Here is a 14044-nt window from a genome sequence, read left to right on the forward strand (position 1 = left end):
GGTCCGCGAATCGATCTTGCTGGTGACCTGGAAGCTGATGCGGGTCGGGAAGTTCGCCTTGATCGTCCCGGTGATCACGTCCACCGACGGGCGCTGCGTCGCCATGATCAGGTGGATGCCGGCCGCGCGGGCCATCTGGGCCAGGCGCTGGATCGCCCCCTCGATGTCCTTGCCCGCCACCATCATCAGGTCGGCCATCTCGTCGACCACGATCACGATGTAGGGGAGGGGGGCGAGGTCCATGGCCTCGTCCTCGTAGATCGCCTCGCCGGTCTGCCGGTCGAAGCCGGTCTGCACGGTCCGAGTCAGCACCTCGCCGCGGGCGGCGGCTTCCGCCACGCGGGCGTTGTAGCCGTCGATGTTGCGCACCGCGATCTTGGACATCTTCTTGTAGCGCTCCTCCATCTCGCGCACCGCCCATTTGAGGGCGATGACCGCCTTCTTGGGATCGGTCACGACCGGGGAGAGCAGGTGCGGGATGCCGTCATAGACGGACAATTCCAGCATCTTGGGATCGACCATGATCAGGCGGCACTCCTCCGGCTTCAGCCGGTAGAGCAGCGACAGGATCATGGTGTTGATGGCGACCGACTTGCCGGAGCCGGTGGTGCCGGCGACCAGCAGGTGGGGCATCCGGGCGAGGTCGGCGATGATCGGCTCGCCGCCGATGTTTTTTCCCAAGCACAGGGCGAGCCTGTGCTTGCTCTCGGCGAAGTCCGTGGAGGCCAGGAGCTCGCGCAAGAATACCGTCTCGCGCTTGGCGTTCGGCAATTCGATGCCGATGGCGTTGCGGCCGGGCACGACCGCCACGCGGGCCGAGACTGCCGACATCGACCGGGCGATATCGTCGGCCAGCGCGATGACGCGGCTGGACTTGGTGCCGGGCGCCGGCTCGAGTTCGTAGAGGGTCACGACCGGGCCCGGACGCACCGCCAGGATGTCGCCGCGCACGCCGAAATCGCCGAGCGTCGCCTCGAGCAGGGTCGCGTTCTGCTCCAGGGCGTCGGCCGAGACCTGGCTCGCCGGCGAGGGACCGCGCGGCGGCGCCAGCAGGTCGAGGGCCGGCAGGGCGTAATCCTCCGGCCGCATCTGCGGCGCGGGCGCCCGGCGGGCCGGGACCGGCGCGGCGGCCGGCGGGGCGACCCGCGAGGCGGTCGGCTCCGGGGTGCGCGGCGGCGCCGGCCGGGGCGGGGCCTCGAACGCGTCCGGCGCGTCGTCTTCCGGGGGCAGGGCGGCGCGGCGAACGGGTGCGGCGACCGGCTCGTCCGGCGCGTCGAAGACGGGCTCACGCCGCTCCGCGCCCGGATGTTGGGGGTTTTCGGGCAGGTGCTCGGCCCAGGGCAGGTCCGCATCCGTGAAGGCGCGCCGTGCCGCCAGTGCCGGTGAGGCGCTGTCGAAGGGCTCGACCCGGCCGGTCCGCCAGGCCTCGACCCGCCGCGCCAGGGCGACGCGCATCCGCATCAGGCCCTGGGCCAGGGCACCGATGCCGACGAGGCCGAGGCTCGGCTCATCGGCATCCTCGCGCTCGTCGCGGCCCCGGACAGGCGGGTGCCGGGCGGGATAGGGCTCGTCGTGGAAGGACTCGTCCTCTACCGTCCCGAACCGGCAGGCCCCGGTCAGACTGAGGATCGCCACCGCGGCGTAGACGAAGCCGACGAGATGGGCCGCCGCCGAGGACACCGCCCCGACGATCACCCGGGCCATCGACAGCAGGCCGTCCCCGGCGACGCCGCCGAGCCCGGTCGGGAGCGGCCAGCGGGCTGTCGGCGGCAGGGCGCTCGCCACCGCGCTCGCGGCGCAGAAGCCGATGATCCAGAGCGCCAGGCGCAGGCCGCCCTGCGGCAGGTCGCGCTCCCGCATCAGCCGCACGCCCCAGAGCGCGGGCGGCAGCACGAAGGCGAGGGCACCCAGGCCGAGGATCTGCATGGCGAGATCGGCCACGACGGCGCCCGGCTGGCCGAGCACGTTGTGGGCCGGGTGGTCGGTGGCGTGGTTGAGGCTCGGGTCGTCGATCGACCACGTGGCGAGCGCCACGGTCAGCGCGACCGCGCCGGTGAACAGGACGAGCCCTCCGAGCTCCGTCAGGCGCTTGCCCAGGAACGGGCGAACGCTGTCGACGTAGGTGTCGTAGGGCGACGCGGGACGGCGAAGCGAGCGCATGCGGGACCGGACGCGAACGGGGACTCTCTCCCGAGGCTAGTCATGCTGGCCTTAACGACCTGCTAAGGTTGAGGAAGCCTGACCCGGCGCCCCCAGGGATCGGGCTGAACCCGGCGCGGGCGGAACTCGGCGCGGGGTGGTGCAAAGACCGCCCCGCTATGGCACAGAAACCGCCATGAACATCGACGGAAAACCCTATCGCACGATCTTCCCGGACCCGGACGGCGTCAGTGTCCAGGTGATCGACCAGACGCGCCTGCCCTTCGCGTTCGAGCTGAAGCGGCTCGCCACCCTCGACGACGCCGCTCTGGCGATCCGCACCATGATCGTGCGCGGCGCGCCGCTGATCGGCGTCACCGCGGCCTACGGGCTGGCGCTCGCCATGCAGGCCGATCCCTCGATGGAGGGGATCGACCGGGCGGTGGCGGCGCTGGCCGCGACCCGCCCGACGGCGATCAACCTGCGCTGGGCGCTCGACCGGGTCGCCGGCAACCTGCGGGAGATCCAGCCGGCCGAGCGCTTCCTGCGCGCCTTCGCGGAAGCCGGCCGCATCGCCGAGGAGGATGTGGCGAGCTGCCGCTCGATCGGCGCCCATGGCGGCCAGATCATCGCCGACCTGCACAAGGCGAACGGCGGCCGACCGGTCACGGTGCTGACCCATTGCAACGCCGGCTGGCTCGCCACGGTGGATTGGGGCACCGCGCTGGCGCCGATCTATGCCGCCCATGAGCGCGGCGTGCCGGTGCACGTGCTGGTAGACGAGACCCGGCCGCGCAGCCAGGGCGCGGCGCTCACCGCCTTCGAGCTCCACGGCCACGGCGTGCCGCACACGGTGATCGCCGACAATGCCGGCGGCCACCTGATGCAGCATGGCGGGGTCGACCTGTGCATCGTCGGCTCGGACCGGACCACGGCGTCGGGCGACGTCTGCAACAAGATCGGCACCTACCTGAAGGCGCTGGCCGCCCACGACAACCGCGTGCCGTTCTACGCGGCCCTGCCGTTCTCGACGATCGACTGGACGCTCCACGACGGCGTCAAGGAGATCCCGATCGAGGAGCGCGACGGCCGCGAGGTCACCCACATGACCGGCCGTCTGGCCGACGGCGGCTTCGCGACGATCGAGGTGGTCTCCCCCGGCAGCCCGGTGGCCAACCCCGCCTTCGACGTGACGCCGGCGCGGCTGGTGACCGGCATCATCACCGAGCGCGGTGTCTGCGAGGCCAGCGAGGAGGGGCTGTACGGCCTGTACCCGGAGCGCCGGAAGGCAGCGTGAGGGCAGGCTGGAAGGCCCGCGTGGCTCAGCCGTCATCTTGACCATCGCACGGGGCGGGCTGCTGTCGTGTCGTGCTTTAGGATGGGCCGCCCGGCTTCCTAGACGCATGCCGGATCGCGAGGATCGCGATGGCATCCGCCGATGCGTCCAGACGGTAGAAGATCAGATACGGATAGCGGGGCAGGGCGAAACGACGGACACGGCGACGCCTCATTGGGCCGATCTCGGGATAGCGGCCGATGAGCACGAGCGCGGCCTGGATGGCCGTCTCGACTGCCGTGCGCCGCGCGGATTGCGAGCCTCCAGATAGGCCGCGATCGCTTCCACATCGGCTTGGGCTTGCGGGGTGAGGCGTAGCCTCATGGTGCATCGCGCACCCGTGCGAAGGCGGCCGCGATGATCTCGGTCGCCTCGCCCTCTACGAACGCGCCACAATCAGCCTGCTCCAGGCCGGCCGTGACGGCGGCCCTGTGCTCTGGTTCGACGTCGAGCGGCTCGGCGATCTGCGCCAGGCTGAGCATGCCCCGGGCGATGGTGTGCTGTTCGGCGGCGGACATCCGACGAACGGCCGCCACCGCCTTGTCCAGTAGATCCGTCATGGGCGGATCTCCCACCACACCTTAGAAGGATCGGCCGGAATGACGCCAGAACCCGGTCGGGGCCGCCGTACCACGCGCGCGATGAGCGCCCCGGACGGCGGCGTGTGCGGCCTCACCGCACCCCGGGCCGACCCGAATCCGCGAGCTGCTGCGCCCGCGCGGCCTGACGCTCGAACATCCAGCCCGGGTATTCGGCCGGGAGAACGCTCACCGCGTCGAGGGCATCGAGTTCCGCGTCGGTGAGGTGCAGTTGCGTCGCGGCGATGTTGTCCTCGAGCTGGTCGAGGTGCTTGGCGCCGACGATGACGCTGGTCACCGCCTTGCGGTGCAGCAGCCAGGCGAGCGCCACCTGGGCCACCGAGACACCGCGCGCCTCGGCGACAGTCCGCATGGCGTCGATGCAGGCATCCGCCCGGGGGTGGTCCACGGGCGGGAAGTCGAAGCTCGCGCGCCGGCCCTCCCCGGAGCCGCCGGAATACTTGCCGCTGAGCAGGCCGCCCGCGAGCGGGCTCCAGACCAGCAGCCCGAGATCCTCGGAGCGCAGCATCGGGACGATTTCCCGCTCAAGGTCGCGGCCCGCGATGGAATAGTAGGCCTGCAGGGTCTCGAAGCGGGCGAGGCCGGCCCGCTCGGCGATGCCCAGCGCCTTGACGATCTGCCACGCCGCCCAGTTCGAGACGCCGACATAACGGACGTGGCCGTGCTGCACGAGGATGTCGAGGGCCCGCATCGTCTCCTCGATCGGGGTCGCCGGGTCGAAGCCGTGGATCTGATAGAGGTCGATATGGTCGAGCTGGAGCCGCTTTAGGCTGGCCTTGCAGGCGTCGATCAGGTGCAGGCGCGAGGCGCCCTTGGCGTTGGCGCCCGGTCCCATCGGTCCGTAGCCCTTGGTGGCGACGACGACGCTGTCGCGCGAGACCTTGAGGTCGCGCAGAGCCTGGCCGGTGATCTCTTCGGAGAGGCCTTCCGCGTAGACATCGGCCGTGTCGATGAAGTTGATGCCGGCATCGATCGCCCGCCCGACGAGACGCCCGGCCTCCGCCTGATCGAGGGCACCGATCTGGCGCCACATTCCGCCGCCGCCGCCGAAGGTCATCGTGCCGAGACAGAGTTCCGAGACGAACAGCCCCGTGTTGCCGAGCTTCTTCTGATACATGTGCGCGGGATCCCGTCCGTGTCCGTCGCGACAACGCACGGGGGCGGCAACCGCTGCGCCTTACGGCTCCCAGCGATGGAACACCGCACTGTCGAACGAAAAGACCGGCTCGCCGCGCTGGTTCACCCCGGTGTTGCGGGCAAAGGCCAGGCCCCAGCCGGGGCGGGACGCGGAGGCGCGCGTGTCGGTGAGCTTCGTGCTGAACCGGACCGTGTCGCCTGCATAGACGGGCTTGAGCCAGCGCAGGTTCTTGAAGCCCGGGGAGGGGCCGGCTTCCGGGACCGGACCGCGGGTCGCCGTGTAGGCGACGTCGCGGGCGCGGGTGGTGAGCAGCCGGTTCATGTAGGCGGCGGCGGTGTGCCAGCCGGAGGCGCACAGGCCGCCGAAATGGCTGCGCCTGGCTGCCGCGTGATCGAGGTGGAACGCCTGCGGGTCGTAGGCCTCCGCGAAGGCCACGATCGCCGCGGCGCTGAACGGGTAGGCGCCGAGGTCGCGGACCCTGCCGATCTCGGCATCGCGCAGGAACGGCAGGATCTCGGCATCCTCCGGCTCCGCCACCGGCCCCGGCTCGCCGATCTCCACGGGGCGCGGCGGCAGGGGATCGGTGCCGCGGCGGGCCAGCATGAAGGTGAAGCGCTGGGTCAGAACCGTCTCGCCGCGCGGGTTGCCGAGGGCGACCTCGGCGGTCACGAAGCCGAGCCCGGGCTTCGAGGCCGAGTCCCGAATCCCGACGACCCGGAAAGTGAGCGTGAGGGCATCGCCCGGGAGCACCGGCGCGAGCCAGCGCAGTTCGTCGATCCCCGGCGCGCCGAGCGACGAGCCGCCGCCGAACGGTCCCTTCTGAAGCAGCCGCATCCCGAGCGCCGCCGTGTGCCAGCCCGACGCGATCAGCCTTCCCGCGAAAGTCGCCTCCGCCGCCGCCTCGTCGAGGTGGAACGGCTGGAAGTCGAAGGCCCGCGCGAAGCCGACGATATCGTCGCGGCCGACCGTCAGGGGCTCGCCGACGATCACGTCGCCGACGGAAAAATCCTCGATCGCGGGGTCCGGCATGGCAGCCTCGTCCAGTGCGTCAGGGGAGGGGGCTCAGTTGGCGAAGCGGAAATGCAGCACGTCGCCGTCCTGCACCACGTAGTCCTTGCCCTCGAGCCGCAGCTTGCCGGCATCCCGGGCGCCGGATTCGCCGCCGAGCGTGGTGTAGTCCTGGAACGCGATGGTCTCGGCCCGGATGAAGCCCTTCTCGAAATCCGAGTGGATCACCCCGGCGGCGCCCGGGGCGCGGGTGCCCTTGGTGATCGTCCAGGCCCGGGCCTCCTTGGGGCCGACCGTGAAGTAGGTGACGAGGCCGAGCAGATCGTAGCCGGCGCGGATCACCCGGTTGAGGCCGGGCTCTGTGAGCCCCACGGCCTCCAGGAACTCGGCCTGGTCGGCTTCCGGCATCACGGCGATCTCGCTCTCGATCTTGGCCGAGACCACCACCGCGATGGCACCCTCGGCCTTGGCCCGGGCGAAAACCGCATCCGAGTAGGCGTTGCCCTTGTCGGCATCGCTCTCATCGACGTTGCAGACGTAGAGCACCGGCTTGGCGGTCATCAGCCCGAGGGACTGGAACAGTCTTTCCTCGTCCGGCTTACGCACGACCAGCCGGGCGGGCTTGCCCTCGCGCAGCAGCGGCAGGGCGCGGTTGACGAGGTCGAGGGTCTCCTTGGCCTCCTTGTCGGCCCCCTTGGCCTTCTTCTCCAGGGCGACGGCCCGGCGCTCCAGGCTGTCGAGATCGGCCAGCATCAGCTCGGTCTCGATGGTCTCGATATCGGCCGCCGGATCGACCTTGCCCTCGACATGGGTGACGTCGCCGTCGGTGAAGCACCGCACCACGTGGGCGATGGCGTCGACCTCACGGATATTGGCCAGGAACTGGTTGCCCAGGCCCTCGCCCTTGGAGGCGCCGCGCACCAGCCCGGCAATGTCCACGAAGGTCAGCCGCGTCGGGATTTTTTCCTTCGAGCTCGCGATCCGGACGAGGTCGTCCAGGCGCGGATCCGGCACCGCCACCTCGCCGACATTCGGCTCGATAGTGCAGAACGGATAGTTCGCCGCCTGCGCGGCCGCCGTCTGCGTCAGCGCGTTGAACAGGGTCGACTTGCCGACGTTCGGCAGGCCGACGATGCCGCATTTGAAGCCCATGGACTCAGTTCCGTTGAAGCACGTCGCCGGGCGACGCGCGGAAAGGGTTGATGAGGGTCAGGCCCTCGAACACGGCGCCGTGTGCCATATCCTCGGTCAGGAAGTATCGGCATCCGGCGAGCTGGGCCGCGGCCACGAGGAGGCAGTCGAACCACTGATAGCCGAGATTCTTGCGGACGAGCCATGCCAGTTCGGTGTCATCTTGATCGATCGGGCGCGCTCCCCAGGCCCCGATCGTCTCGACTTCGTCCTGAACGTCGCGCAGCGAGCGCCCCAGCTCGTTCTTGAGGATCCATCGCGTCAGTTCGTTGAGAACTTGCAGATTCGTGCGGGCGCAGTCCAGGTCGGTGATGGCAGCCAGCCAAGCACGTGCGCGCCCGCGCTTGCCGGCGTTTCGTTCGTCGCGTGCGTAAATCAGCACGTTCGTGTCGATGAAGATCGGCTCAATCGTGAAGTTCATCGCGCGACGGTGCTTTGCCGTTCTCGTCCGTCAAATTCATGAGAGGACCGGCCAGGAAGCGTTCGAGCGCCTCTCGCTGCGTCAGCGGGCGTCCGACGCGCTGCTCGACGGCCTCGGCGACGAAACGCGACAGGCTCTTTCCGTCGCGCGCGGCGGCGACGCGCGCCCGCTGCAGCAGGGCCTCGCTCATCGTCACGGTGACGTTCTTCATGGCAGCCTCCACCGCCTATATCGTGTCCTCGTGTTTTCGTGTCAATTTCTGGAACCCAGCGTCTTCACGTCGTCCCAGCCCCGGCCGGCCATGGCGAGATGGACCTTGTTCTGGAAGCTCGCATCCTCGCCCGCCGCCAGCAGCGCGGCGTGTTCGGCGACCGCGTGACAGAGATCCTCGACCCAGGGCAGCTCGGCCTTGCCGAAATCGTTGAGCACGTACGCGTGCACCAGCGCCTTGTCGCCGGGATGGCCGATGCCGAGCCGCACCCGGTGATAGTCGTTGCCGCACTGGGCGGTGATCGAGCGCAGGCCGTTATGGCCAGCATTGCCGCCGCCGAGCTTCACCCGGAGCTTGGCCGGGGCGAGATCGAGTTCGTCGTGCAGCACGATCACGTCGCTCAAGGGAATCTTGTAGAAGCGCTGCGCCTCCGAGACCGCGCGCCCGGACTCGTTCATGAAGGTCGAGGGCTTGAGCAGGATCGCCCGCTCGGTGCCCAGCACGACCTCGGCGGCCTCGCCCTGGAACCGGTGCCGGAACGGGCTCGCCCGGTGCTGCCGGGCGATCGCGTCGACGGCCAGGAAGCCGATATTGTGCCGGTTGTTCGCGTAGCGCGAACCCGGATTTCCGAGGCCGACGATCAACCGCATGGCAGAGTCCCTGGCGCGCTCCCGGTCATGGGGCCTTCCCTCAGCGCATCCCTTTCGGGGCGGTCTCTGGCACGCTTCGGTACGCGGCGCATCCCCGCCCCGGCACCGACGATCAGCGCCGCCGCGGCGGCGCACCGGCCTCTCCTAATAGGTGCGTCAGGCATTCGGAGCCGAATGCGCACCACCCGTGCGCCAGCGCACGGCATCGATCGAACGGCAGGCAGACCATCCCGGTTGAGCGTTCACATTCGGCCAAGCAAAGCCCGAGCGATCAAGACCGCCGCACCGACGATCGTCCTCAACCCGACCCGGTTGACCGGATGACATCCCGTCGAAGTCGGACTCAGATACAGGAGATCATCATGACCATGCGCATGCTCGCCGCCGCCGCCCTGTTTGCCACTGTCGCGTCGCCGGCCCTCGCGCAGGGGCTGGACTCGCGGCATTCGCCGTTCCCGGCCTCGGCCTATTCGGGCTGGATCGGCCATGCCGGCTCCCTGCAGCAGGATCGGGCCGCGTCCGCGCCGGCGCCCGCCTATCGCTATGCCGGCCCGCATGCCGGCGGCCCGGCCAACGCCCTGCCGCGCTACTGAGACGAGGCCGGCCTCTCGTCAGGTCGCCGGGACGGCCCGGCCGTCGCGCGCCACGGCCTCGGCCTCAGGCCCTGCCCCCTCGATTGCGCGCAGCTCTCCCGGGCGCAGCGTCCCGCTCAAGAGATCGACCTGGCTCACCAACCGGGCGAGCGACTGCCCCCGATCCTGATCCGGCCGCTCCGGTAGCGGCCGGTCTTCGCCAAGCGCCGCCAGCGTGGCGGCGATCCAGGCCCGCCAGCCTTGCGCCTCCGGGGCGGCCGCCTAGGGGGCGTGGCGCAGCACCGTGAGCCGGGCGCTGATCCGGCGCAGGGTCGCGTCGGCCACCATGGCGGCCTCCACCTCCGGGTGGCCGCCGGCCCGGGGCTGCTGCAGGGCCCGGGACAGGGCCGCCTCCAAGTCGTTGAGGGCGAGGCCGGCCGCCCGGGCGCGGGCCGGCACCGCGGCTTCACGGGCCTCCCCGGGGGAGCTGAGCAGCACCGCCTCGGCGAAGGCGGCATGGGCCTTGAGCGCCCGCCGCAATTCCTGGCGGACCTGATCCGGCTCCCAGATCGGCCAGAGCACCAGGCAGCTCGCCACCGCGATCAGCCCGCCCAGCACCGTGAAGCCGGCGCGCATGCCGACGATCTCCCAGGAGCTATGGCCGGGCTCCAGCAATTCGACCAGCAGCACCACCAGCGGGGTCAGGCAGGTGATGAAGAAGCCGTAGGAGATCTGGCGCGCCGCGAAGCCGATCACGCTGAGCACGAGGATCAGCCCGGCCTCCACCAGCGGGGTCGTGGCATAATAGGCGAGCACCGCGCCCGCGAGCCCGCCCAGCACCGTGCCGCCGATCCGCTCCAGCGCCCGCTGCCAGGTCGCCGCGTAGAACGGCTGCATGGTCAGCACCACGGTCATCACCAGCCAGTGCGTGAACGCGCCGGCATAGGTCAGGGTGGCGGCGAGCGCCGGCGCCGCGACCACGGTGGCCCGCAGGGCGTGCCGGAGGTTCGGCGAGGCGAGGGTGAAGTTCTGCCGCAGCGGCTCGGCGTAGCGGGTCCAGCGGTCGAGGCCGCGCCCGTCCGTGAGGGTGGCGCCGGGCCGGTAGCCCTCCGAGGTCGAGAGCTTGGCGCCGATCCGCACGCGCCCGACGATGCCATCGGCCAGCCGGGCCAGGGTGGCATCCTCCGACAGGCCTTCCGCCGACCGGGCGATGGAGTGCTCGAGCCGGGCGAGATCGAGGCTGGCATCGTCGCGGATCGCTCGGGCGATGGTGACAAGCAGCGGCCGCAGGCGCCGCAGGAACGTTTTGGCCAGGGCCCGGCGGCGGGCATCGGGCCGGCTCTCGATCAACTCCGATACGGCGATCAGGGCGGAAAAAATCTGTTCGGCGCTCTCCAGGCGCAGCAGGGCCTGGGCGGTGCGCTCGGAGACGCGCTCGCGGGAGCGGGCGAGGTCGAGGATCATGGTCCGGGCGGCTTCGATGCTGGCGCGCACGCCCCGCCGGTGGCCCCGCGCATGCCCGTCGAACGCATCCACGTCGGGGTCGGCCAGGGCGACGAGCCGTTCGAGATCGCCGCAGAGCCGCGCCAGACCGTGCCAGACCTCGGCCACCGCCCGGTGTGCCGGGCGATACGGGTGCAGGCGCCAGATCACCAGGGCGAGCAGCGTCGCCCAGAGGCCGCCGGCGGCGAACATCAGCGCCACGATCCCGGCCTGCTCCGGGGTGAGCGGCCGGTCGAGGGCGATGCACAGCACGACCACCAGCACGTTGCCGGCCGCTTGCGCCTGCACGCTCCAGACGCGGATGTAAGAGCACGCGAAAATCACCGCGCAGGAGACCGGCACCACCACCGGCAGCCCCAGGGGCTGGAGCAGGCCGAGCCCGGCCCAGAGCAGGCCGCCGAGCAGCGAGAACGTGGTGAGCACGTGCAGGCGCACCCGCATCGGCCCGCCATTGTCGCAGAAGCAGGTGAGGTTGGCGGCCAGTGCCATGGTCAGCAGCGGCGGCCACTGCACCCAGATGTTGATCAGGATGACGACGCCGAACGCGAAGGCCGCGCGCACGCCCTCGACCAGCCGGACGTTGCGCAGGTCGAGGCCCATGGGCAGGCGCCGCAGATCCGCTCCGGGCCGGGCGAGGCTGCCCCGGCCGGCGGCCCGACGGCGCCGGGCGCGGTCGGGGGACGATGCGGACGGATTCGGGCCAGACAACCTCGGACTCCTGTGCGGGCGCGGCACCCCGGCATGAACCACGCCCTCACCTGTCCGGATCCACCCCACGCCGCAACCCCGCCATGCCGCCCCCGAGCGACGGAACGCGCGCGCCGGCTCCGCCGCGGCCGGTCCGCAGCGCAGACGCTTGACCCTCGGGCAAGCCCGTGGCTTTTGGGCGCGCTGGCACCCAGACTCCGTAGCTCAGCTGGATAGAGCAGCCGCCTTCTAAGCGGCAGGTCGTTGGTTCGAGCCCAACCGGGGTCGCCATCCATATGTTGGCCACGTGAGCCGGCGGCAGAGGGCTTTTGCCGTTTGCCACCGATGTTTCCCGTGAAACACGCCTCGGCTTGCACATCGTGCCCGAAACAGTTTCGAGGCGACAGGCTTGGAATCACGCCTCGCGGTTTTGGGACGTTGCCCAAGATGCTTCCAGATTAGGGCGTCATTCTGGATATCGGAACCGGGACGATGCGCCAGGTCTCCGGTTGTGCATCATCCCGAAAGCCGGAAGCCGCCCTTCAGGATATGAGGCTCGAGCACCGCGAAGCTCATGGCCTGGGGATGTCCGTCGCTATCCCCCGCCGTTCCGCCGCCGGAATTCCGCCGGCGTGATGCCGACGTGGCGAACGAAGGCCCGGCGCAGGGTGTCGGCATTGGCGAAGCCCGTCAGGGCGGCGACCTGCTTGGGCGGGAGGCCCTCTGCCTCCAGGCGGCGCCGCGCCGCCGCGACCCGCGCGGCCTCGACCCAGTCGGCCGGCGTCACGCCGACTTCGCTCCGGAACAGGCGCGCGAAATGCCGGGGGCTGAGACCGGCCCGCTCCGCCAGCCGGGCGACGCTGTGGTCCTCCGCGGGCGCGGCCGCAATCCAGCGCTGGATCTCCTGGAGGATTGCCCGGCCGGAGGGCTCGGTCGCACCGCTCCGGCTGAACTGCATCTGGCCGCCGGGGCGCCTGAAGAACATCACGAGCTGCGCGGCGACGCGCTTGGCCAGCTCCCGGCCGAGATCTTCCTCGACCAGGGCCACCGCGAGGTCGAGGCCGGCGGTCACCCCGGCGGCGGTGCAGACCGGCCCGTCGCGGACCTGGATCGCGTCGGGCTCGACCTGGATTGCGGGATAGCGCTGCGCCAGGGCATCGGCGGCCGCCCAATGCGTGGTGATCCGGCGCCCGTCCAGCAGGCCCGCTTCGGCGAGCGCGAAGGCGCCGGTGCAGACCGACCCGTAGCGCCGGGCCGCGGGCGCCGTGCGCCGCAACCAATCAAGCAGGGCGGCGGCCGGACGCCGATGCGGCGCGTCCGGCGATCCAGCCACCAGCAGCGTGTCGAGGGTGCCGGCATCGGCGTCGAAGATGGTCCGGTCTGCCAGCAGCCGTGCGCCGGACGAGGTCCGGATGGCAGCGGTGTCGGTCGAGACGATCTCGGTCCGGTAGACGCCATGTCCGGCCTGGACGTTTGCCTCCGCGAAGACATCCAGCGGCCCGGCGACGTCGAGCATCTGCACGCCTGGTCCCGCGACGATCCCCAGCCTCCGGTCCAAAGCGCACTCCATCGCGTCCGTCGGCCGCGTCATTTGGCCGTTCGAGACGCGTTCCGTCAAACCCAGACACGAAGCTTCGAGGCTAGCCTTTGGGGATCAGCAAAAGGAGTGAAGGCCATGGCTCATCCCATCAATGACATCGCCATCCCCGACAGCGCGCTCGCCCGGGCGGTGACCGAACTCGTCCGGGATACGGAATCGCCGCTGCTGTTCCACCATTCGAGCCGCGTCTATTATTTCGGCGCCCTGGCGGGGACGCGCCGTAGCCTGACCTACGATCCGGAACTGCTCTATGTCGGCGCGATGTTCCACGACATGGGGCTGACGCCGCAGCACAGCAGCGCGACCGAGCGCTTCGAGGTCGACGGCGCCAACGCGGCCCGGAATTTCCTGCGCGGCCACGGCATCGCCCAGGCCGATATCGACACCGTGTGGGCCGCCATCGCGCTGCACACCACGCCGGGCATCCCGCAGCACATGCATCCCGTCATCGCCCTGGTCACCGCCGGGGTCGAGATGGACGTGCTCGGGCTCACTTACGCGAACTACAGCGATGCCGAGCGGGAGGCGGTCGTGGGGGCGCATCCGCGGAGCCCGCATTTCAAGGAGGACATCATCCAGGCGTTCTACGAGGGGATCCGGCACAAGCCGGACACGACCTTCGGCAACGTCAAGGCCGATGTCGTCGCCGACAAGGAGCCGCATTTTCACGCCGGAAACTTTTGCCGCGTGATCCGGACCTCGCCCTGGCGTGGGTGATCCCGATCGGTTCGCCGATGGGCCGGCACCCTGCGAAACGACGGAAGCCCCGGGCGCCATGGGCGTCCGGGGCTTCTGTTCGACCTGAGCGGCCAGTCTGATCGGGCTGGAGGCCGGGGCGAATCCGGAACCGCTCCCGGCCCGGAGGCCGGGAGCGGTTTTCGGGGTCCTAGTACGAGCCGAACTTGTAGTTCAGGCCGGCGCGGACGACGGCGAACTCGTCGGCGCGGCGGCCGATCGGGCTGTAATAGGCCGGGACGAGGTTGGCGGCG

At 70.5% G+C, this 14044-nt stretch carries 14 protein-coding genes, 1 tRNA gene and 1 pseudogene; 4 read left to right on the forward strand and 12 right to left on the reverse strand.

Going from position 1 to position 14044, the window contains the following annotated elements:
* The coding region (locus MKL11_RS24190; protein ID WP_243947968.1) for a DNA translocase FtsK at positions 1 to 2160 on the reverse strand (2160 nt) is incomplete at its 3' end.
* Positions 2161 to 2335: 175 nt separating this feature from the next.
* Here MKL11_RS24190 and mtnA point away from each other — a divergent pair.
* Positions 2336 to 3436: an S-methyl-5-thioribose-1-phosphate isomerase gene (mtnA, locus tag MKL11_RS24195; protein WP_243947970.1), complete on the forward strand. Its 1101-nt coding sequence runs from the start codon at positions 2336 to 2338 to the stop codon at positions 3434 to 3436.
* A gap of 76 nt (positions 3437 to 3512) precedes the next feature.
* Here the strand turns inward: mtnA and MKL11_RS24200 are convergent, their stop codons facing one another.
* From MKL11_RS24200 to pth, 8 genes are all read right to left on the reverse strand, one after another.
* A complete protein-coding gene (locus tag MKL11_RS24200; RefSeq protein WP_243947972.1) occupies positions 3513 to 3806 on the reverse strand; it encodes a type II toxin-antitoxin system RelE/ParE family toxin in 294 nt (97 codons plus the stop codon).
* Entirely contained in the window at positions 3796 to 4035 is a 240-nt protein-coding gene (locus MKL11_RS24205) for an acetyltransferase (RefSeq protein ID WP_243947975.1), read from the reverse strand. The genes MKL11_RS24200 and MKL11_RS24205 overlap by 11 nt, the downstream gene beginning before the upstream one ends.
* A 112-nt stretch (positions 4036 to 4147) precedes the next feature.
* Complete coding sequence (locus tag MKL11_RS24210; protein WP_243947977.1) at positions 4148 to 5191, reverse strand: aldo/keto reductase; 1044 nt, start codon at positions 5189 to 5191, stop codon at positions 4148 to 4150.
* A gap of 60 nt (positions 5192 to 5251) precedes the next feature.
* Complete coding sequence (locus tag MKL11_RS24215) at positions 5252 to 6241, reverse strand: MaoC/PaaZ C-terminal domain-containing protein (protein ID WP_243947979.1); 990 nt, start codon at positions 6239 to 6241, stop codon at positions 5252 to 5254.
* A 33-nt stretch (positions 6242 to 6274) separates the two neighbouring features.
* Complete coding sequence (gene ychF / locus MKL11_RS24220) at positions 6275 to 7372, reverse strand: redox-regulated ATPase YchF (RefSeq protein WP_243947981.1); 1098 nt, start codon at positions 7370 to 7372, stop codon at positions 6275 to 6277.
* Positions 7373 to 7376: 4 nt separating this feature from the next.
* Positions 7377 to 7832 (reverse strand): PIN domain-containing protein, encoded by a 456-nt coding sequence (locus MKL11_RS24225; RefSeq protein WP_243947983.1) that lies wholly within the window; start codon positions 7830 to 7832, stop codon positions 7377 to 7379.
* Entirely contained in the window at positions 7816 to 8043 is a 228-nt protein-coding gene (locus MKL11_RS24230; protein WP_243947985.1) for a hypothetical protein, read from the reverse strand. Before MKL11_RS24230 ends, MKL11_RS24225 begins: the two co-directional genes overlap by 17 nt.
* Before the next feature lie 41 nt (positions 8044 to 8084).
* Positions 8085 to 8693, reverse strand: a complete 609-nt coding sequence (gene pth / locus MKL11_RS24235) for an aminoacyl-tRNA hydrolase (RefSeq protein ID WP_243947988.1) — start codon at positions 8691 to 8693, stop codon at positions 8085 to 8087.
* A 362-nt stretch (positions 8694 to 9055) separates the two neighbouring features.
* Here pth and MKL11_RS24240 point away from each other — a divergent pair, with 362 nt between their 5' ends.
* Positions 9056 to 9286 carry a hypothetical protein gene (locus MKL11_RS24240; RefSeq protein WP_243947990.1) on the forward strand — a complete coding sequence of 77 codons (231 nt, stop codon included), beginning with the start codon at positions 9056 to 9058 and terminating at the stop codon, positions 9284 to 9286.
* 261 nt (positions 9287 to 9547) lie between these two features.
* On the opposite strand, the gene MKL11_RS24245 is transcribed toward MKL11_RS24240, so the two are convergent.
* Positions 9548 to 11476 carry an FUSC family protein gene (locus MKL11_RS24245; protein WP_313900778.1) on the reverse strand — a complete coding sequence of 643 codons (1929 nt, stop codon included), beginning with the start codon at positions 11474 to 11476 and terminating at the stop codon, positions 9548 to 9550.
* 193 nt (positions 11477 to 11669) lie between these two features.
* Between MKL11_RS24245 and MKL11_RS24250 the strand changes: the two genes are divergently transcribed.
* Positions 11670 to 11746: transfer RNA gene (locus tag MKL11_RS24250), tRNA-Arg, on the forward strand.
* A gap of 304 nt (positions 11747 to 12050) precedes the next feature.
* Here the strand turns inward: MKL11_RS24250 and MKL11_RS24255 are convergent.
* Positions 12051 to 13046 carry a GlxA family transcriptional regulator gene (locus tag MKL11_RS24255; RefSeq protein ID WP_409565905.1) on the reverse strand — a complete coding sequence of 332 codons (996 nt, stop codon included), beginning with the start codon at positions 13044 to 13046 and terminating at the stop codon, positions 12051 to 12053.
* Positions 13047 to 13130: 84 nt separating this feature from the next.
* On the opposite strand from MKL11_RS24255, the gene MKL11_RS24260 reads away from it, so the two are divergent.
* Positions 13131 to 13772: an HD domain-containing protein gene (locus MKL11_RS24260; protein WP_243947991.1), complete on the forward strand. Its 642-nt coding sequence runs from the start codon at positions 13131 to 13133 to the stop codon at positions 13770 to 13772.
* Between the two features lie 169 nt (positions 13773 to 13941).
* Here the strand turns inward: MKL11_RS24260 and MKL11_RS24265 are convergent.
* Positions 13942 to 14044 (reverse strand): annotated as a pseudogene (locus MKL11_RS24265) (porin family protein); the annotation flags it as partial.

It is taken from the genome of Methylobacterium sp. J-077, assembly GCF_022829365.1.
Classification (GTDB): Bacteria; Pseudomonadota; Alphaproteobacteria; order Rhizobiales; family Beijerinckiaceae; genus Methylobacterium.

Coding starts and splice junctions, on each gene's coding strand:
- MKL11_RS24240 (WP_243947990.1), top strand. CDS start 9,056: ATGACCATGCGCATGCTCGCCGCCGCCGCCCTGTTTGCCACTGTCGCG.
- MKL11_RS24215 (WP_243947979.1), bottom strand. CDS start 6,241: ATGCCGGACCCCGCGATCGAGGATTTTTCCGTCGGCGACGTGATCGTC.
- MKL11_RS24255 (WP_409565905.1), bottom strand. CDS start 13,046: ATGACGCGGCCGACGGACGCGATGGAGTGCGCTTTGGACCGGAGGCTG.
- pth (WP_243947988.1), bottom strand. CDS start 8,693: ATGCGGTTGATCGTCGGCCTCGGAAATCCGGGTTCGCGCTACGCGAAC.
- MKL11_RS24225 (WP_243947983.1), bottom strand. CDS start 7,832: ATGAACTTCACGATTGAGCCGATCTTCATCGACACGAACGTGCTGATT.
- MKL11_RS24200 (WP_243947972.1), bottom strand. CDS start 3,806: ATGCACCATGAGGCTACGCCTCACCCCGCAAGCCCAAGCCGATGTGGA.
- MKL11_RS24205 (WP_243947975.1), bottom strand. CDS start 4,035: ATGACGGATCTACTGGACAAGGCGGTGGCGGCCGTTCGTCGGATGTCC.
- MKL11_RS24210 (WP_243947977.1), bottom strand. CDS start 5,191: ATGTATCAGAAGAAGCTCGGCAACACGGGGCTGTTCGTCTCGGAACTC.
- ychF (WP_243947981.1), bottom strand. CDS start 7,372: ATGGGCTTCAAATGCGGCATCGTCGGCCTGCCGAACGTCGGCAAGTCG.
- MKL11_RS24260 (WP_243947991.1), top strand. CDS start 13,131: ATGGCTCATCCCATCAATGACATCGCCATCCCCGACAGCGCGCTCGCC.
- mtnA (WP_243947970.1), top strand. CDS start 2,336: ATGAACATCGACGGAAAACCCTATCGCACGATCTTCCCGGACCCGGAC.
- MKL11_RS24230 (WP_243947985.1), bottom strand. CDS start 8,043: ATGAAGAACGTCACCGTGACGATGAGCGAGGCCCTGCTGCAGCGGGCG.